At 38.5% G+C, this 16996-nt stretch carries 21 protein-coding genes and 1 tRNA gene; 6 read left to right on the forward strand and 16 right to left on the reverse strand.

Annotated elements, in window-relative coordinates; all coding sequences use genetic code 11:
* Positions 1 to 8: 8 nt before the first annotated feature.
* The 10 genes from OFN98_RS04775 to rplU form a co-directional block, all read right to left on the reverse strand.
* Complete coding sequence (locus OFN98_RS04775; protein WP_270858374.1) at positions 9 to 539, reverse strand: F0F1 ATP synthase subunit delta; 531 nt, start codon at positions 537 to 539, stop codon at positions 9 to 11.
* On the reverse strand, positions 539 to 1051 hold the full coding sequence (locus OFN98_RS04780) for a F0F1 ATP synthase subunit B (protein WP_270858375.1): 513 nt from the start codon (positions 1049 to 1051) through the stop codon (positions 539 to 541). Before OFN98_RS04780 ends, OFN98_RS04775 begins: the two co-directional genes overlap by 1 nt.
* Positions 1052 to 1060: 9 nt before the next feature.
* The gene (locus tag OFN98_RS04785) at positions 1061 to 1483 is read right to left on the reverse strand and encodes a F0F1 ATP synthase subunit B family protein (protein ID WP_270874241.1); all 423 of its coding nucleotides are present in this window, start codon (positions 1481 to 1483) and stop codon (positions 1061 to 1063) included.
* A gap of 71 nt (positions 1484 to 1554) precedes the next feature.
* Positions 1555 to 2421, reverse strand: coding sequence for a ParB/RepB/Spo0J family partition protein (locus OFN98_RS04790; RefSeq protein WP_270874242.1), 867 nt, complete (start codon positions 2419 to 2421; stop codon positions 1555 to 1557).
* Positions 2418 to 3200 (reverse strand): ParA family protein, encoded by a 783-nt coding sequence (locus tag OFN98_RS04795; protein WP_270858378.1) that lies wholly within the window; start codon positions 3198 to 3200, stop codon positions 2418 to 2420. The genes OFN98_RS04790 and OFN98_RS04795 overlap by 4 nt, the downstream gene beginning before the upstream one ends.
* A complete protein-coding gene (locus tag OFN98_RS04800) occupies positions 3197 to 3832 on the reverse strand; it encodes a biotin--[acetyl-CoA-carboxylase] ligase (RefSeq protein WP_270874243.1) in 636 nt (211 codons plus the stop codon). The genes OFN98_RS04795 and OFN98_RS04800 overlap by 4 nt, the downstream gene beginning before the upstream one ends.
* Positions 3823 to 4743 (reverse strand): methionyl-tRNA formyltransferase, encoded by a 921-nt coding sequence (gene fmt, locus OFN98_RS04805; RefSeq protein ID WP_270874244.1) that lies wholly within the window; start codon positions 4741 to 4743, stop codon positions 3823 to 3825. Before fmt ends, OFN98_RS04800 begins: the two co-directional genes overlap by 10 nt.
* Positions 4740 to 5786 (reverse strand): GTPase ObgE, encoded by a 1047-nt coding sequence (gene obgE, locus OFN98_RS04810; protein WP_270874245.1) that lies wholly within the window; start codon positions 5784 to 5786, stop codon positions 4740 to 4742. Before obgE ends, fmt begins: the two co-directional genes overlap by 4 nt.
* A gap of 101 nt (positions 5787 to 5887) precedes the next feature.
* Positions 5888 to 6145, reverse strand: a complete 258-nt coding sequence (gene rpmA / locus OFN98_RS04815; RefSeq protein WP_270858382.1) for a 50S ribosomal protein L27 — start codon at positions 6143 to 6145, stop codon at positions 5888 to 5890.
* A 10-nt stretch (positions 6146 to 6155) separates the two neighbouring features.
* The gene (gene rplU / locus OFN98_RS04820; protein WP_270858383.1) at positions 6156 to 6464 is read right to left on the reverse strand and encodes a 50S ribosomal protein L21; all 309 of its coding nucleotides are present in this window, start codon (positions 6462 to 6464) and stop codon (positions 6156 to 6158) included.
* A 206-nt stretch (positions 6465 to 6670) separates the two neighbouring features.
* Between rplU and OFN98_RS04825 the strand changes: the two genes are divergently transcribed.
* Together OFN98_RS04825 and OFN98_RS04830 are read left to right on the forward strand one after the other, a co-directional pair.
* Positions 6671 to 7105 carry a hypothetical protein gene (locus OFN98_RS04825; protein ID WP_270858384.1) on the forward strand — a complete coding sequence of 145 codons (435 nt, stop codon included), beginning with the start codon at positions 6671 to 6673 and terminating at the stop codon, positions 7103 to 7105.
* Between the two features lie 91 nt (positions 7106 to 7196).
* Positions 7197 to 7658 carry a DUF411 domain-containing protein gene (locus OFN98_RS04830; protein ID WP_270874246.1) on the forward strand — a complete coding sequence of 154 codons (462 nt, stop codon included), beginning with the start codon at positions 7197 to 7199 and terminating at the stop codon, positions 7656 to 7658.
* A 99-nt stretch (positions 7659 to 7757) separates the two neighbouring features.
* Here the strand turns inward: OFN98_RS04830 and OFN98_RS04835 are convergent, their stop codons facing one another.
* The 6 genes from OFN98_RS04835 to rplM form a co-directional block, all read right to left on the reverse strand.
* Complete coding sequence (locus OFN98_RS04835; protein ID WP_270876632.1) at positions 7758 to 9209, reverse strand: leucine-rich repeat domain-containing protein; 1452 nt, start codon at positions 9207 to 9209, stop codon at positions 7758 to 7760.
* A 95-nt stretch (positions 9210 to 9304) separates the two neighbouring features.
* Positions 9305 to 9378 (reverse strand) — tRNA-Gln (locus OFN98_RS04840).
* A 7-nt stretch (positions 9379 to 9385) separates the two neighbouring features.
* Positions 9386 to 10036 carry an HAD family hydrolase gene (locus OFN98_RS04845; protein ID WP_270858387.1) on the reverse strand — a complete coding sequence of 217 codons (651 nt, stop codon included), beginning with the start codon at positions 10034 to 10036 and terminating at the stop codon, positions 9386 to 9388.
* Between the two features lie 53 nt (positions 10037 to 10089).
* Entirely contained in the window at positions 10090 to 11091 is a 1002-nt protein-coding gene (locus OFN98_RS04850) for an OmpA family protein (RefSeq protein ID WP_270865880.1), read from the reverse strand.
* A gap of 117 nt (positions 11092 to 11208) precedes the next feature.
* Entirely contained in the window at positions 11209 to 11598 is a 390-nt protein-coding gene (gene rpsI / locus OFN98_RS04855) for a 30S ribosomal protein S9 (RefSeq protein ID WP_270858389.1), read from the reverse strand.
* A 2-nt stretch (positions 11599 to 11600) separates the two neighbouring features.
* The gene (gene rplM / locus OFN98_RS04860; protein ID WP_270868454.1) at positions 11601 to 12026 is read right to left on the reverse strand and encodes a 50S ribosomal protein L13; all 426 of its coding nucleotides are present in this window, start codon (positions 12024 to 12026) and stop codon (positions 11601 to 11603) included.
* Positions 12027 to 12343: 317 nt separating this feature from the next.
* Here rplM and OFN98_RS04865 point away from each other — a divergent pair, with 317 nt between their 5' ends.
* The 4 genes from OFN98_RS04865 (at position 12344) to OFN98_RS04880 (ending at position 16983) form a co-directional block, all read left to right on the forward strand.
* Positions 12344 to 13972 carry an L-lactate permease gene (locus OFN98_RS04865; protein WP_270869400.1) on the forward strand — a complete coding sequence of 543 codons (1629 nt, stop codon included), beginning with the start codon at positions 12344 to 12346 and terminating at the stop codon, positions 13970 to 13972.
* Between the two features lie 236 nt (positions 13973 to 14208).
* The gene (locus tag OFN98_RS04870; RefSeq protein WP_270874249.1) at positions 14209 to 14946 is read left to right on the forward strand and encodes a (Fe-S)-binding protein; all 738 of its coding nucleotides are present in this window, start codon (positions 14209 to 14211) and stop codon (positions 14944 to 14946) included.
* Positions 14943 to 16370 carry a LutB/LldF family L-lactate oxidation iron-sulfur protein gene (locus OFN98_RS04875; protein ID WP_270864835.1) on the forward strand — a complete coding sequence of 476 codons (1428 nt, stop codon included), beginning with the start codon at positions 14943 to 14945 and terminating at the stop codon, positions 16368 to 16370. The genes OFN98_RS04870 and OFN98_RS04875 overlap by 4 nt, the downstream gene beginning before the upstream one ends.
* Positions 16363 to 16983, forward strand: a complete 621-nt coding sequence (locus OFN98_RS04880; RefSeq protein WP_270874250.1) for a LutC/YkgG family protein — start codon at positions 16363 to 16365, stop codon at positions 16981 to 16983. The genes OFN98_RS04875 and OFN98_RS04880 overlap by 8 nt, the downstream gene beginning before the upstream one ends.
* The last annotated feature ends 13 nt before the right edge of the window (positions 16984 to 16996 follow it).

The raw sequence follows: 16996 nt of genomic DNA on the forward strand, positions 1-16996 counted from the left end.
ACTCCTTATTAAATTGCTTTTAAAATATATTCACTCATTTTTTGTTTCAATCTATCGATTGAAAAACTAATCTCAAATCCCAAATCCTCGACCTCGATTTTGATACCCTCGTAGTCGCATTTGACTAGTTCGAGTAAAATTTCGGCGTTAAATTTCTTTGAAATTTTGCCTTGCAAATCTTTGATTTTATCCTCGCTAATATCTTGATTTGAGTAAATTTTGCCGTGGAATTTGTTATCCATAGCAGAGATATTTTTACGCAAATCATCTGTGATTTGAGGAATCAAACCAATTCTTCTGTTTTTGGCAAGAAATTTGATGAAATTTACGATTTTATCGCTTGGATCTTTGATAAAAGAAAGTATTAAATTCACTTTATCAGCGTCTTTGATTGTTGGAGATTTTATAATATCGCCAAATTTTGAAACCTTAAACGCAGATGAGATAGTCTCCAATGTGCCTAAAACAGCGCCTAATTCGTCTTTTTTATAAGTTTTAATCAGTGCGCTTACATATTTTTTCGCCGTATTATCTATCATCACACAGCCTTTTTCTCAATGATATCAAGAAGCTTGTCTTGCTTGAATTCCATAGTATCTTTTGCAAAAACCTCATCTAAGATTTCATTTACGACCTCTTTTTCGATACGGCGTGTTTCGAAATCTTTTTGCTCAGCGAAAGATTTGTTTAAATTTTTAATCTCTTGCTCGCTCATTGCTTTTACTTTATCAGCCGCAAAAACAGCCTCTTTTTTAGCAGTTTCGATCAAAGATGCGCCTTGGGCTTTTGCCTCTTCTAAATCTTTTTTTGCTTGTTCTTTTTTCTCATTTGATTCTTTTAAAATTCTTTGATTTGTTTCAAGGCGTTTAGCGATACTATCGATTCTGGCTTTGAAAGCGTCTTTTGCAGGGCCTTTTAGAAGGTAATATAAAATGCCGAAAAACAATACGAAATTTATCGTTCTCCATACTATATCGTAGTCTTTGGGGCCGTCATGTCCGCTAGCTAGCGAGATAAGTGGCAAAATAAGGAAAATTAGATATTTTTTCACGCCGACTCCTTAAATTCTTGAAAGTGCAGATTTGATTTCGTCTTTGAAATCAGGGATTTTCGCACTCAAATCACTTTTTAAGCTTGCTTTTTGCTCGTTTAAGCTTTCGCTAAATTTCGCAAAATCGGCCTCTAATTTAGCTTTTTGCTCAGCAATTTCTTTGCTAGCAACCTCTTTTGCGCTATCTACCGCTTCTTGCTTAATTTTACTTGCCTCGACCCTCGCAGCGTCAAGAACCTTTGCTATCTCTGCTTTGTTAGAATCGACATCTTGTGCGTTTTTTCTAGCATTTTCCTCATCTTCTCTAATCGCTTTTTCGCGCGCTTCCATGTGCGCAAGAAGCGGTTTGTAAAGCTTGGTATTTAAAAATGCTATTAGAGCTAAAAACACAATGATTGTCGTCAGCATTGCAGATACACTAATTTCTAGCATTACACCTCCTTGGCTAAATTTTATATAAACTTGGGATATTACAATAATTAAGATTAAAATTTAATATAATTTTAACCTATCTGTTTCATAAAGTCTGAAATTTGTGAAATTTCGCTAAATTCTATGAGAATTTTCTTATCTTTCACGCTGATTTTTCCAAATTTGTTTAATTTTTCTTTCAGCTTCATAAGTTCTGGCTTAAAGGTTTGGAATTCTTTATGGTTGTTTGCAGTTTTGACATTTTCTTTGCTTTTTAGCTTTTTGATCAAATCCTCGGTCTCTCTGACGCTGAGTTTTTGCCCAGTGATTGTATTTAAAACCAAAATTTGCTCATCTTCGCTAAGACCTACGATGACCTTAGCATGACCTTGGCTGATTTTTTCTGTGCGCAAAGCATCTTGGAGCGGGGCTGATAAATTTAGCAAACGCATAGTGTTTGTGATTTGCGTGCGGGATTTTTTGATGATATCGGCTAACTCTTCTTGTGTGATTTTATACTCTTCGATTAGTTCGCGGTATGATTTGGCTAGCTCGATTGGGTTTAAATTCTCCCTTTGGATATTTTCGATTAGGGCTAGTTCGCGCATGTTTTGCGAACCAAGGTCCGCTACGACGGCTTTGATTTTGTCTAGACCTGCTAACTTGGTTGCTCTTAGTCTTCTCTCGCCGGCGATTAGGACATAGGCGCCATTTTTTTCGATGACTACGATTGGCTGGATAAGGCCGTGTCTAAGGATACTCTCGCTTAGTTCGCGAAGTGCTTCTTCGTTGAAATTTAGCCTTGGTTGATATGGATTTGGCGAAATTTTATCCACATCGATTTCGATGACTAAATTTTCAGATTGTCCATCTTCTAGCTCTTTTGTGTATGCCTTTTCGACATCTTCTAAAATACTGCCTAAACCCCGTCCTAACACACTTTTTTTGACCTTGCTCATCTTTTCTCCATTACTGCTTTTGCTAAATCCTGATACGCTAGCGAACCGGCCGATTTTTTATCATATAAAATTACCGGTTTGCCAAAGCTTGGGCTTTCGGCGAGTTTTACATTGCGTGGGATTACGACAAGGTTTTTATCCTTGCCGATGTAAAATAGCTTTTCGCCAAAATACTCTTGCAAATTCGCCACGGTTTCCTTGGCAAGGTTGTTTTGCGCAGAATACATTGTCGGCAAAAAGCCCCTGATTTGCAAATTTTTATTTATAGTTTGTTTGACGATTTTTATGGTATTTAGCACGAGTGCGACACCCTCTAATGCGTAAAATTCGCACTGAATCGGGATTATCACGCTATTACTAGCCGCTAGGGCATTTACCGTGATACTGCCAAGCGTAGGCGGTGAATCGATAATGATATAATCATATATATCTTTTATCTCTTCGATTTTGTTTTTTAGGATTAGTTTGAAATCAGCCTCGTCAGCACTTTCGCGCTCGATACCAACTAGGCCGATATTTGAAGGGGCTAGATCCATATACTCCATTTGTGTTTTTTGTATGACTTCGGAGAGTTTTTTGCGACCAGTTAAGACATGGTAGATATTAAACTCAAAATCGCTTCTGTTAAACCCAAGCCCAGTCGTGGCGTTTGCCTGCGGATCAACATCGATTAGAAGCACTCGCTTTTTTTTCATCGCAAGCGACGCGCTTAAATTTATCGCTGTGGTTGTCTTGCCTACACCGCCTTTTTGGTTTGCAATCGTTATTATCTCGCTCATCTTAAACTATAAATCCTCTTTTTATTTATTATTATCGCCCCGTCGTCGCAGAGCCTCGCTTGCGAGAGTGGGACCTTTTCGCCCTCGATATGAGCGCAAAAATTTTGAGACAGGCGAAATTGTAACGAAAATTTACTAAAAATTTGCTTCCACGAGATTTTATTTTTGTATAAATTTAAAAACCCCTCCACAGCGTCTTTTGGAGTGATTTTTATGTCTAAAATATCCGCAAATTCGGGTGCGCTAACTAGGTTTATACCTATGCCACAAACTAGGATATTTTTTATTTTATTTGTCAAAATTCCACCGATTTTGCGATCATTTATGTAAAAATCGTTTGGCCATTTAAGCCAAATTTCAGAACCGCACGAAGCAAGAAATTCTCTCATTATCATCGCAAAATAAATGCTGCTCGATTGAAGTGGCACACCCTGGGGCAAATCGCCAATCTCCACGCAAAACGAAAACGCCAAATTTCCGCTTGCACTCTCCCAGCCATTTCCGCGCGAGCCCAGACCACTACTTTGCGCCTGCGCCACTAGACAAAAGGGTGTGCGAACGCTTCCGTTTTTCAATCTTTCGATTAATTCACTTTGCGTCGAGGGCAAAATCCCAGCAAATTCTATCTGCATAAAAACTCGCCCACACCCAGGCGTTTGCCATTTATAAAATCACTCGCACTTATGGGCTTTTTGCTTGGTTCTTGCAAAGATAAAATTTTAATCGCGCCTCTTTTGCAAGAAAGGCAAAATCCGTCTTTTTGGATACTTAAAATTTGGCCAAATTTATCAAATTCTTTGTCTTTGAAATCCTGCGCTAGCTCTAAATTTAAAATTTTAAGCCCCGAGGCAGTGTAAATTCCGGGCCACGGAGTTAGGGCGCGAAATTTATTATAAATCTCGCTTGCACTCTCACTAAAATCCACAAGGCCGTCAGATTTAAGGATTTTTTTACAATGCGATGCAAGGGCGGAATTTTGTTTAATCGGCGAAATTTGGGTGAAATTTTGCAAAACTTTGACAATGAGCTCACCTGCTAACTCGCCAAGCTCACTAAAAAGCTCGCTAGCCATTTTGCCCTCGCACGAAGTGCGGGCAAAACCCAGCATATCGCCGGTATCTAACCCCTCGTCCATGAGCATTGCCGTTACGCCAGTTTGCGCTTCACCCGCTAAAATCGCGCTTTGGATAGGGCTAGCGCCACGGAATTTTGGCAAAATAGAAGCGTGCAAATTTATACACGGCGCAATCTCTAAAATCCCTTTTGGCAAAATTTGACCATACGCTGCCACGACGATAAAATCGGGCGCAAGCTCCCTGATAATGCGCTCATTATCGCCCTCGCGCAATCTATTTGGCTGAAAAATCGGCACGCTTTTCAAATTTTCCTGCGCCCAGATTTTCGCGCTTGGCGGGGTTAAAATTTGTTTTCTACCCACAGGGCGATCTGGCTGACAAAATATCCCCACAATCTCAAATTTAGCCGCCAATGCCCTTAAAATCGTCGTCGCATACTCTGGCGTGCCCATAAAAACTATTCTCATTTTTCGCCTTTTTTCACAAGTTTAAATAACTCAAATTTTAGTTCGTTTATACCTGCGCCTGTAACGCTTGAAATCCCCATAACAAAGGCTGGTTTGCTCTCATCGAGCTTGCCAAACATTTCGTAATCTTGCCTTTTTTCATATCCAAATTCGCGTAAAAATTCATCGCATTTTTCCTCAAAATTTTCGCATGCGTCAAATTTCGTAAGCGCAATCGCAAAGGCGCGTTTTGCGAGATCTGGCGAGAATTTTTCAAGCTCGGCGCGAAGTGCGCGGTATTGCTCGCCTAGGCTTCGATAATTTGCAAGATCAAGCATAAAAAGCAAAATTTTAGTTCTCTCAATATGGCGCAAAAATTTTAGCCCAAGCCCCTTGCCGTCGCTTGCCCCCTCGATGATACCAGGGATATCAGCGATGACGAAATTACTAAACTCATCTACGCTAACCATGCCAAGCTTTGGCGTGATTGTGGTAAATTCGTAGTTTGCGATTTCGGGTTTGGCGTTTGAAACGACAGAGATTAGCGTGGATTTGCCGACATTTGGGAAACCTACGAGTCCGACATCTGCGATGAGTTTTAGCTCTAATCGCACATTTTTAGCCTCGCCAGGAAGCCCTGGTTGGGCGTATTCAGGGCGCTGATTTACGGAGTTTTTGAAATGCACATTTCCAAGGCCCCCTTTGCCGCCCTTTAAAAACAGCTCTGTTTGCCCGTCAATCGTCAAATCAAGCAAAAGCTCACCACTATCATCGTCATACACCGCCGTTCCGGGTGGCACTATGAGATATAGATCCTCGCCGCTTTTGCCAGTTTTTTTGCGACCCTCGCCAGGCGCGCCATTTTGGGCTTTGAAAGCGCGTTTGCCTTTGTAAAATGAGAGAGTATGGGAGTTTTTATCTACTTTAAAAAATACATCGCCACCTGCTCCGCCGTCTCCGCCGTCAGGTCCGCCTAAAATGACAAATTTTTCGCGTCTGAAACTTACACACCCTGCTCCGCCCTTGCCGGAAGTTACACTAAATTTTGCACTATCTATAAACATAACAATCCTTAAATTTAAAAACGGCAATTATAGCCAAATCGGTTAAAAATACTTTTTAAAGTGGAAATTTTAAGAAGAAAAGGGGCGAAATGCCCCTAAAATTACGCAACAGGATAAACTGATACTTGTTTGCGATTTTTGTCTTTGCGCTCGAATTTTACTACGCCGTCGATTAGAGCGAAGATTGTGTGATCGTTGCCAAGACCTACATTGCTACCTGGGTGAGTTGCAGTGCCTCTTTGGCGGATGATGATATTGCCAGCTCTAACAAACTCGCCACCGAATTTTTTCACACCTAAGCGGCGTCCGATACTATCACGGTTATTTTGGGTTGAACCTTGACCTTTTTTGTGTGCCATTAGCTATCCTTTATGCGTTGATTGCGACAACTTTGACGCGAGTGTATTGGCGTCTGAAACCGCGTTTTAATTTTGAGTCTTTTCTTCTGCGTTTTTTGTAGATTACGACTTTTTTGTCTTTACCTTCTGTAACGACCTCTAAAACCACCTTTGCACCCTTAACAAATGGCGCACCTACCTTTAACTCGCCGTCATTTAGCGCTAAAACTTCGCTAAGTTCGACTTTACTTTTTGGCTCTGCTGCAAAATGATCTAGATTTAGGTAGTTTCCCTCTTCTACTCTATATTGCTTGCCGCCGTGTTTGATGATTGCATACATCAAAGCTCCTTAAAAATTTGGTAGCCAAAAGGGCATTTGCATTGCAAAATTTAATAGCCCGATTTGGTAATAAACTTGGGATTTTATCTTAAATTTCATAAATTCCTACTGAAACGCATAATAAAATTTAAGATATTTGCAGTTTTAATTTTAAACTAAACATAAATGTGATACTATCAGCGTGAATTTATTTTAGGAGAATTTAGATGAAAAAATTAGCTGCGATAATCCTTTTATCCGCTATTTTCACAGGCTGTTCTAACTGGAATATAGCCAACCAACCAACCGGCGCACGCACTCAAAGCGCTTCTCAAACCACTGCCCCAGCAAATGAGCCAAGCATAAGTGGCGTGACAGACAAAGTCCAAGAGGTCTCAAACGACACCGTAGAAATGGTCGAAGAAAACCTACCAGATGCAAGCACAACCGATGCCGTAGTCAATAAAAGCGATGCTTTTCATATCAACCAAGTAATTTCAGCGTGGAATAAACAGCCAGATTCTATCCGCACTACCGCAAACAACGGCAATATCTACACTTGGAAAAACTACAAACCAGGTTGTGATGTCTCTTTGACTAGCGATTCTGAGGGTTATGTCCCTAAATCTGCGATCTCATCAGCAATCTCAAAATGCTTATAATCCACCTTCCTTGCCAAATTTGGCAAGGAATTTTTAAAATTTAATCTTTTGTCATATAATCGCCACAATTTTTGTAATCAAAGGATTTATAATGAATAAAATTTTACTCTCCACAGCGCTTTTTGGCGTATTTTGCACGAATTTGCACGCTAGTAATTTCATCGAAATTTATCAGGGACTAACCTGCGAGTGCTGCCACAAATGGTCGGCTTATCTGCGCGAAAATGGCTTTGAGACCAAACACATCTACCTAGACGATGAAGCTTTTATCCAAAAAAAATACGACGAAAAAGTCCCGTTGGAGCTTGCTAGCTGCCACACTGCGCTGATTGATGGCTATGTCGTCGAAGGCCATGTCCCAGCAGGCGAAATCCGCATAATCCTAAATCAAAAACCAAGCGATATTGTAGGAATCGCAGTTCCTGCCATGCCGCTAGAAAGCCCTGGTATGGAAGTGGGCGCCGAGCCTGAGATTTACGATGTCATCGCAATCAAAAAAGACGGCACCACAAAGGTCGTCGCCACATACAAAGGCAAGGAAAAAATCAAATAAAATTTAGCAAAATTTGGCGAACGCAAATTCGCCAAATTTCAAGGTTACAAGAAGTTTTGATTGAATTTGTATATGATGAATTAAATCGTAGAAATTGATTTATTTCTCAATAATCCTTAAATTCGGCATTTTTGATAAAATTTCTTGATTTTTAATTGGCGTGTTTTTGAAATATAGTTGCTCTAATTTCCCTAAATTCTCAAAACCATTTGGAAATTCGGTTATTTTGGTGTTATCTATACCTAGTTCTCTTAAATTTTCTAAATTCCCAAATCCGCTTGGAAGTTCGTTAATCCCCGTATTTGAAATCCATAATTCATCTAATTTTTTTAAATTTACCATGCTTTGTGGCAGTTTAGTTATATTTGTATCGCTTATTTGTAGGCTTTCTAAATTCTCCAAATCGCCCAAATTTTCTGGTAACTGTGATAGTTTTTTGTTACCATAAATCGAAAGCTCTTTTAGATTTTTTAGATTTGCGATTTTTGGTGAGATTGTTTCTAAACCCCCATGTCTATAATAAAATTCTTCAAGTTTGTCTAGATTGCCGATTTCATCGGGTATAGCGGTAATATTTCCTGCTATATCTAGGATTTTTAAATTCTTCAATTTTAAAATTTCGTCCAAATTTTCCTTATTTATTTTTCTTATACTCAATGCTTCTAAGCTTTGCAAATTTGCAAAATTTTGCGGAAAATTTTCAAAGCTTAAATCGAGCGATTTTAGACTTTTTGAATTTAGAAGTTCATCTGGAAAATCCTTAATAGTTAAATTCATCAAAAACAAAACTTCCAAATTTTGCAAATTTGCAAGCTCTTTTGGCAGTGAGTTTAGATTGTCGCAGTTGTAGCAATAAATTTCTTTTAGACTCACAAGATTTTCGATTTGCGGTGGTATTTCAGAAATCGCTGTTTGCGAAATGTCTAGCTCTTCTAAATTTTTTAAATTTGATATATGATTTCCCAATCTTTCCAGCTTCGAAGTTCGCAAAGATAGGCGTTTTAGATTTGGAATTTTGCTTATGGTTTCGGGGATTTCTTTTATGTAAGTTTTACCGAAATTTAGCCTTTCAATCTTGGTTAAATTTATCACGCAAGGTGGCAGGTCGGTGATACCTGTGCCTTCTACATCGATTTCTTCTAAATTTTCAAGCATACAAATTTCGCTTGGAAGTTCTTTTATATCATCTTGCCTAACGGCAGAGCTAACCATAAAATTAGCGTGTTTTGACAGCTCGATTTTGCTAAAAATGCCAAGATTATCATAATAATCTTTTGTAGTTTTTATCTTTAAATCTTTTATAGCTTCTTCAAATTCGGCAACAGTTATTTCCTTATTGTCGAGTTTTTGTTTCAATTTATCGTGTTTGGCGTAATTCCAAGTTCGGCGATAATCTACGAATTTTGCTAAAATTTGCATTTGCTCGTTTGTTTTATCATCTAGTTCTGGCGAATTTATCAACTCTTTATCGCTTTGGCCGGCATTTAGAAAAATTTGTCCTATTATAAATGGTGTCAAAAATATCAATAGTATTAAAATTATCTTTTTCACATAAATCTCCAAATTTAAAAAATTTAATAAGGCGGAATTATAACAAAAAAAGTGAATTTTTAGTTTTTTGTGAATTTTGAAAAAATTTAAAATTTTGGATGGGCTAATAGGGGTCGAACCTATATTCACGAATCCAGAGTTCGTTGTCCTGCCATTAGACGATAGCCCAAGGGGAATTATAAATTTTGTTTGATTAAACTCACCGCCGCATAAGCGTTTTCGCAGACAAACTCGCAGTGCTTTCTAAGCTGCGCCTCATCGCCATACCCACACATTACACCCACGCTACGCGCTCCGGCGTTGCTCGCAGCTAGTGCGTCTAGCTTCGTATCGCCCACCATAAAAACGCTTTTATCCACAGGCAAGCCTAATCCCTTCATCGCGTTTATGATAGGTTCGGCGTGCGGTTTGACATGCTCTACATCTTCTCTGCCGATTATCACGCTGAAAAACTCACCAACGCCAAGTTTGTCTAGCAAGAGTTTAGAGAATTTCGATGTTTTCGTGGTAACCACGCCTAAATTTGCAAATTTAGCACCAAATTCCACAGCTTCGTAAGCACTCTGCAAAAGCGTGGTTTGATCTAGATAAATTTTGACATATTTTTCTTTGTAGAGCCTTACATATTCGCTCGTATCGCCCACTACACCAAGTCCAGCGAAAATTTCATCGAGCGGATAGCCGATTAGTTTTTTAATCGCTTCATCATCTGGGCAAGCCTCGCCCATTTTAGAAAAAGCATAAGCAAAACCCTCCAAAATCGCAGAGGTCGAATCTATCAAAGTCCCGTCTAAATCAAATAAAATTGTAGTGTTAAATTTCTGCATTTTTGTAAATAAAAAAAGCGGAGCCTAAGCCCCGCTTAAAATTTTTAGAAAGATTATTTTCTAAATTTAGCATCAACGCGTCTGTTTTGAGCGCGGCCTTCTTTTGTAGCGTTTGTAGCGATTGGTTGAGACTCGCCATAGCCTACGCTAGAAATTCTAGCAGCATCAACGCCGAAGTTTTGCAATGCGCCAGCAACAGCAGCTGCTCTTCTCTCAGATAGTTTTTGGTTGTAAGCATCTGAACCAGTGCTATCTGTGTGGCCTTCTAGGATTACGCTGTAATCTGAGTGCTCATTTAGGTAATCGCTTACATTTTTGATTTCACTCATGTATTCATCTGAAATTTTTGAGCTATCAGTAGCGAAATTTACGCCTAGGTTTAGTCTGATTACTTTTTCGCAGCCGTATTCATCTACAACTACACCAGCAGCTGTGCCTGGGCATCTGTCCATATCATCGCATACGCCGTCATTGTCTGAATCTACGCAGCCAGTTGCAGCGTCAGCGAATCTTTTACCGAAATCAACAGCGAAGCCAAGTGTGTAGAATAGAACATGGTTGCCGTCTTCGAATCTGATAGCGTCTCTTGCTTCAAGTTTTGTAGCGAAGTTTCTTGTGATGTAGTATTTCATACCTAGACCATATTGCCAGAAACCGCTGTCTTGGTCGCCGTCATTGAATACATCTTTGCTATAATCCATATAACCAACACCAGTTAAGCCATATAGTTTGAAGTTGTCAGTGAAATTTACTAAATCTTTTACCAAATTGATGTGGTAGTATTTAGCGTTTGGCTCTTTGCCACCATTTCTGTGAGCAAGGTCTTCTAAACCGATATCGCGAGAATAGTCAAAACCTAACTCGATTTGATCGATAAATGAATCTTGAAGGTTTTTAGCTAGGCGAAGACCTGCCATGAAATTTGAATCCAAATCCATATTACCTTCGTGAGTCATGCCACCGATTGTAGGAGTGATCTCCCAGTGATAATCCGCATCTGTTGCAAGTAATGCACTTGATGCACACAAGCTTAGTGCAAGTAAAACTTTTTTCATTAAACATCCTTTCGAAATGAATTTAAAACTTTTAATTATAGTAAATCTTTTTTTAAAATTTTTTAAAATTTTCCAATTAAGTTTAAAAAACATTGAAAAATAACAGCCAAAACCCTATTATCTTTTTGAGAATTGTGGGCTTCTGCGCGCTTTTCTGCGACCAAATTTCTTTCTTTCTACTGAGCGAGAATCGCGAGTTAAAAGACCTTTTGGTTTTAGAGCGGCTCTGAAATCCTTATCCATAGCTGCTAGTGCGCGTGAAATACCGTGGCGCAACGCCTCTGCCTGAGCTGAATAGCCACCGCCTAGTGTTTGAGCAGTGATATCCATAGATGTCTCTTGTTTTGTAACTAAAAGCGGTTGAATAACCTTTAATTTAATAGCTTCGTGACCGCCAAGCCAAGTATTTAGGTCCATACCATTTACAACCATTTTACCGCTACCTGGTTTTAACCATACCTTAGCTACGGCTGTTTTTCTTTTGCCTGTTGCGTAAATTGTTGCCATAATTATTTTCCTTTACTTGTTGTTTGCGCTGTATGTGGGTGCTCGCTACCCTCATAAACGAAAAGCTTTTTAATCATTGCTTTACCTAGTTTTGTTTTAGGAAGCATACCGCGAACTGCAAGTTTGTATAATTTAGCAGGATTGTTTTTCAACATATCCTCAAATTTAACGCTTTTTAGACTTCCAAAATACCCTGAATAGCTATGATATAGCTTATCCTCGCCTTTGTTTGCACCTGTAAAAACTGCTTTTGAAGCATTTACGATAATGACATAATCGCCACAATCAACATTTGGTGTGTAGCATGGTTTGTGTTTGCCGCGCAATAAAACTGCGACTTCGGTTAGCATTCTACCGAATCTTTTGTTGGTTGCATCAATAACAACCCAGTCGCGTTTGACTTCGCTAGGCTTTGTAATTTCTGTCATGATTTCCGCCTTCTTAAAAATTTTGAAAAATGGGATTTTACAGAAATAACCTTATAAAAAACTGAATTTAAGTAAAATTTAAAGAATTTAAGTTTTTTAGGGCAAAATTTGGCGTAATTTTGATACCTTAAATACATTTTCTTTAAAATTTTTTTAAAAAATAATTAAAGTATTCTTTTTTATTTATTATTTATTTATTTTTGTATAGACTTTCAATTTAAGAATTATCAAAAGATAATCTAAATTTATCTTGCAAAGGAGATCTAACGATGCATACCTTGCTGGCCTTTTTACCTATTGTCGTCATTTTGGTTATGATGATAGGGTTTAAACTTAGTTCTAAGCTCTCGCTTAGTGTTGCCATGTTTTTAGCGATTGGTATAGCTCTGTCTGCGTTTAGTGTAAATGCCGATGGCACCAGCGTTTTGGCGTATGTGCTTTTGGGCTTTATGAAGGCGTTTGATATCTTAGTCATCATTTTTGGTGCTATTTTGATATTAAACACTATGAAATACTCAGGCGCTATGAACTCAATCAACAACGGCTTTACCAAAATTTCAACTGACCGCCGTGTTCAAGTATTGATTATTGGTTGGGCGTTTGGTGCATTTATTGAGGGTGCGGCTGGTTTTGGAACACCTGCTGCTTTGGCTGCTCCACTTCTTGTTGGTCTTGGTTTCCCAGCTCTTAGTGCAGCTCTTGCATGTCTTGTGCTAAACAGCTCACCTGTTAGCTACGGTGCGGTTGGAACTCCAACATTTGGTGTTAAAACTACCGTTCAAAGTCTTGTAGAAGGAAGCGGTGGAAATATAGAACCGTATATAACTACCGTTAGCACAAATACTGCTATCATCCACTCAGTAGGCGCTATTTTTATTCCTTTTATCGTTGTTATGATAATGGTAAAACTATTCGGTAAAAACAGAAGCTTCAAAGACGCTCTTCCTGCATTGCCATTTGCTATGCTTGCCTCAGTTAGCTTCATCGTTCCTTATTTGATAGGCGCAAAATTCTTGGGTATTGAGTTACCATCACTTCTTGCTGGTCTTATATCTCTTGGTATCCTTATCGCATCTGCAAAAGCTGGATTTATGACTCCAAAAGAGAACTGGGATTTCGTTCCTCGCGCACAATGGCAAGAATTTTGGATAGGTTCAACTCAGGCTTCTGAAAATGCACCTAAACAAGAAGAGAGTAGCAAAAAAGAGATGCCATTGTTTATGGCTTGGTTACCATACATCCTTATTTCATTTATACTAGTTGTTACTCGTATTCCTGCAATCGGATTAAAACCAATTCTACAAAGCTGGAAAATAAATCTATTTACTGCTCCTGATAACTTGATGTTTGGTGTCCCTGGCACTGCATATAGCTTCAACTACGGCTATTTACCAGGTATTATTCCATTTATTTTGGTTGCTATCCTTACTATATTCTTGCACAGAATGAGTGGCAATGATGTAAAAGAGGCTTGGAGCAAAACTTTCAAACAAGTTGCAGCAGCGGCAATTCCACTAGCAGCTGGTTTGGCTTTGGTTCAAATCATGTTAAATGTCGGCACAACAGTTGATGGAACTAACTACTCTATGATTAAACTTATGGCGAAATTCTTTGCTGATATTTCAGGTCAAGCTTATGTTGCTGTTGCGCCACTAGTTGGTATTCTTGGAGCATTTTTCTCTGGTTCAAACACAGTATCAAATATGCTCTTCTCAGGTCTTCAATACGAAACAGCTACGCTTGTTGGCTTAAAAACCGAAGTTATTGTTGCACTCCAAAATGTTGGTGGTGCTATCGGTAACATGGTTTGTATCAACAATATCGTTGCTGTGTGTGCGACTGTTGGCTTGCTAGGTAAGGGTGAGGCTAGATGTCTTACTTACAATATAGCCCCAGCAGTATTTTATGCAATAATAGCCGTTATAATCGGTGTGATATTGCTATAAATTTTATGAGTGAAATTCTATCTTTGCGGATAGAATTTCACTATTTTTTTATGCTTAAATTTTAAAATTTTCAAATTTTTCTTTTTTTGAACTTAAAAAATATTGTAATAAAAAAATTACATTTCATTTTAATTATAATTTAATGTTATTTTAATCCAAATTTAATACAAAATATTCCAAAAGCGTGATAAAATAACTAGTCTAAATTTAAATTTATTCGAGAAAGGAGAATAAAGGTGAATAAGGTTTATTTTTTTGCAACCTGTCTTGGCAACGCGGTTTTTACCGATACCGCTTTAAATGCAGTTAAGCTTTTAAGAAGAGAGGGTGTAGAGGTTATTTTCAAAAAAGATCAAACTTGCTGTGGCCAGCCAAGCTACAATACAGGTTATTTCGAAGACACTAAAAAAATAGCCCTACACAATATCAATCTTTTTAGCGAAAATTATCCTGTTATCGTTCCATCTGGTTCGTGTGCTGGTATGATGAAGCACGATTATGTCGAGCTTTTCAAAGGCACAGAATACGAAGGAAAAGTCAAAGAATTTAGTTCTAGGGTTTATGATTTGTGCGAGTATTTGGACAAGGTTTTGCATGTCAAATACGAAGACAAAGGCGAAAAAGTAAAAATCACTTGGCACTCGAACTGCCACGCTTTGCGCGTCCAAAAATCAATCCAAAACGCTAAAAATTTACTAGCTCAATTCAAAAATGTAGAATTAATCGAGCTTCAAAGAGAAGAGGAGTGTTGCGGATTTGGTGGAACTTTCGCTGTAAAAGAGCCTGAAATTTCTAACGCTATGGTTCAACAAAAAATTAAATTCATAGAAGAAAGCGGAGCTGATTATATCGTTTCAGGCGATGGCGGCTGTTTGATGAATATCGCAGGAACTATGAAAAAAAATGGTTCAAGAGTAAAAGGTATTCATCTATATGATTTCATAATCAAAAGAATTGAAGGAGCAGCGCTATGATGAATCATGAAAATTTAGTAAATCAAAAGCTTGCTGACAAACAACTAAGAGCAAACCTTGACTCTGCAATGCACACTCTTCAAGGTAACAGAAACAGACTTAGCACTACAAAATTTAAAAATTTTGATGAGTTAAGAAGCAGAGCAAGAACCGTTAAAAATAACTCTCTTGCGACACTTGATGAAAGACTACTCGAATTTGAAGCAAATGCTACAAAAAACGGCATGAAAGTGCATTGGGCAGTAAATGGCGAGGAAGCAAACGAGATAATTTATCGAATTATAAAATCTCACAACGGAGATAAAGTTCTAAAACAAAAAACAATGGCTAGTGAAGAAATTCACCTAAACCACTATTTAGAAGAAAGAGGCATCAAAGCCCAAGAAACCGACCTTGGTGAGTTGATTATCCAATTAATCCAAGATCCGCCTGTTCATATCGTCGTCCCTGCGATTCACAAAAACCGCAATGAAGTCGGTAAAATTTTCCAAGAGCGCTTAGGTGCGCCATTAGAGAGCGAACCTGAAAAACTAAATGCAATCGCTAGAAACCACCTAAGAAACGAATTTAGAACGATGAAAATCGGAATTTCAGGCGCAAATTTTGGTATTAGCAAGGCAGGAGCCATTTGGTTGCTAGAAAACGAAGGTAACGGTAGAATGTGTACCACAGCCCCTGATGTGCATATCGTAATCTGTGGTATAGAAAAAGTTTTAGAGACATTTGAAGATGTAGTAAGCGCTCACTCGCCTGTTACTCCATCAGCCGTAGGTGCGCCTATTACTTGCTATAACAACATCATCACAGGCCCTAGAAAAGAGGGCGAGTTAGACGGCCCAAAAGAAGTCCATGTTGTCTTACTAGATAACGGTAGAACCGATATGCTAACAAATGAAGAATACTTCGAAGCTCTAAGATGCGTTAGATGCGGTGCTTGTATGAACTACTGCCCTGTTTATGATAAAATCGGCGGTCACACATACCACGCTGTATATCCAGGACCAATCGGCGAAGTAATCAGCCCACAAATTTTTGGTATGGAAAAAAATGCAGATATTCTTAATTTCTGCTCACTTTGTGGTAGATGTAGCGAAGTTTGCCCTGTTAAAATTCCGTTAGCAGAGACAATCAGAAAGCTAAGAAGCAATAAAGTCGGTGAAGGTAAGAAAAAAGCAAAAGGCTCTGATTTGCTAGAACACAGCAAAATCGAAGCAATGGGATTTGCTGGATTTAGAACAGTTGCTACAAATGGATTTATGTGGAGAACTGGAATTTCCATAGCTTCTAAATTCTCAAATTTCGTAGTTAAAAAGGCAGATTCAATCCCTGTCGTTAAACTATGGACAAGACATCGCTCAGCACCTGTCTTAAAAGGAAATCTACACGCAGATATCCAAAAAATCGAAGGAGTAATCTATGAGTAGCAAAGAGACAATTTTAGCTAAAATTAGGTCAAACAGAGTAGCTAAAAGAACAGAAATCAAACCACTAGATATAACTAAATTTGTCGAAAACGAAGGCGATAAATATGAAAACTTTAAGACAAATTTGACAAACAATAAAGCCGTTGTTCATGAAACAGACGAAAAAGGACTTCAAGCGCTAGTAGAAGAGATCGTCAAAACAGTCGGCGCAAAAACAGTTATGTTTGGTTCAGATTTGCCAATCAAAACAGACAAATTGCAAGCAGAAAAATTGCCGTTTGACAAACCGGTAAATGAGATAAGAGAAGCGCTTTTTGATGCGGATACTTCGATTATAGAGGCGAAACTTGGCGTTTCAAACTTTGGCGTATGCTGCGTAGTTAGCTCAAAAGCACAACCAAGACTTCTTAGCTTGCTTCCGACAAACTGCATTATTTTGCTTAGAAAAAATGCCCTTGTAGAAAGCTTAGATAAAGCCTTAGCAGAGGTTACAAAAGATGAGTTGCCTACAAATATCAACTTTATCATGGGACCATCTCGCACCGCAGATATCGAGCTTATCACAGTTCTTGGCGTGCATGGACCACGAAATGTCCATGTAGTGCTATACTAAAATTTAACTCCCA

The organism is Campylobacter sp. JMF_15 NE4 (assembly GCF_027737645.1).
GTDB lineage: Bacteria > Campylobacterota > Campylobacteria > Campylobacterales > Campylobacteraceae > Campylobacter_B.

Excerpts from the sequence above, each read along its gene's own strand:
- rpmA (WP_270858382.1), bottom strand. The coding sequence starts at position 6,145 with ATGGCACACAAAAAAGGTCAAGGTTCAACCCAAAATAACCGTGATAGT.
- rplU (WP_270858383.1), bottom strand. The coding sequence starts at position 6,464 with ATGTATGCAATCATCAAACACGGCGGCAAGCAATATAGAGTAGAAGAG.
- OFN98_RS04800 (WP_270874243.1), bottom strand. The coding sequence starts at position 3,832 with ATGCAGATAGAATTTGCTGGGATTTTGCCCTCGACGCAAAGTGAATTA.
- OFN98_RS04790 (WP_270874242.1), bottom strand. The coding sequence starts at position 2,421 with ATGAGCAAGGTCAAAAAAAGTGTGTTAGGACGGGGTTTAGGCAGTATT.
- OFN98_RS04875 (WP_270864835.1), top strand. The coding sequence starts at position 14,943 with ATGATGAATCATGAAAATTTAGTAAATCAAAAGCTTGCTGACAAACAA.
- OFN98_RS04775 (WP_270858374.1), bottom strand. The coding sequence starts at position 539 with ATGATAGATAATACGGCGAAAAAATATGTAAGCGCACTGATTAAAACT.
- rpsI (WP_270858389.1), bottom strand. The coding sequence starts at position 11,598 with ATGGCAACAATTTACGCAACAGGCAAAAGAAAAACAGCCGTAGCTAAG.
- OFN98_RS04850 (WP_270865880.1), bottom strand. The coding sequence starts at position 11,091 with ATGAAAAAAGTTTTACTTGCACTAAGCTTGTGTGCATCAAGTGCATTA.
- OFN98_RS04880 (WP_270874250.1), top strand. The coding sequence starts at position 16,363 with ATGAGTAGCAAAGAGACAATTTTAGCTAAAATTAGGTCAAACAGAGTA.
- OFN98_RS04830 (WP_270874246.1), top strand. The coding sequence starts at position 7,197 with ATGAATAAAATTTTACTCTCCACAGCGCTTTTTGGCGTATTTTGCACG.
- OFN98_RS04865 (WP_270869400.1), top strand. The coding sequence starts at position 12,344 with ATGATAGGGTTTAAACTTAGTTCTAAGCTCTCGCTTAGTGTTGCCATG.
- fmt (WP_270874244.1), bottom strand. The coding sequence starts at position 4,743 with ATGAGAATAGTTTTTATGGGCACGCCAGAGTATGCGACGACGATTTTA.
- rplM (WP_270868454.1), bottom strand. The coding sequence starts at position 12,026 with ATGACAGAAATTACAAAGCCTAGCGAAGTCAAACGCGACTGGGTTGTT.
- obgE (WP_270874245.1), bottom strand. The coding sequence starts at position 5,786 with ATGTTTATAGATAGTGCAAAATTTAGTGTAACTTCCGGCAAGGGCGGA.
- OFN98_RS04845 (WP_270858387.1), bottom strand. The coding sequence starts at position 10,036 with ATGCAGAAATTTAACACTACAATTTTATTTGATTTAGACGGGACTTTG.
- OFN98_RS04825 (WP_270858384.1), top strand. The coding sequence starts at position 6,671 with ATGAAAAAATTAGCTGCGATAATCCTTTTATCCGCTATTTTCACAGGC.
- OFN98_RS04785 (WP_270874241.1), bottom strand. The coding sequence starts at position 1,483 with ATGCTAGAAATTAGTGTATCTGCAATGCTGACGACAATCATTGTGTTT.
- OFN98_RS04795 (WP_270858378.1), bottom strand. The coding sequence starts at position 3,200 with ATGAGCGAGATAATAACGATTGCAAACCAAAAAGGCGGTGTAGGCAAG.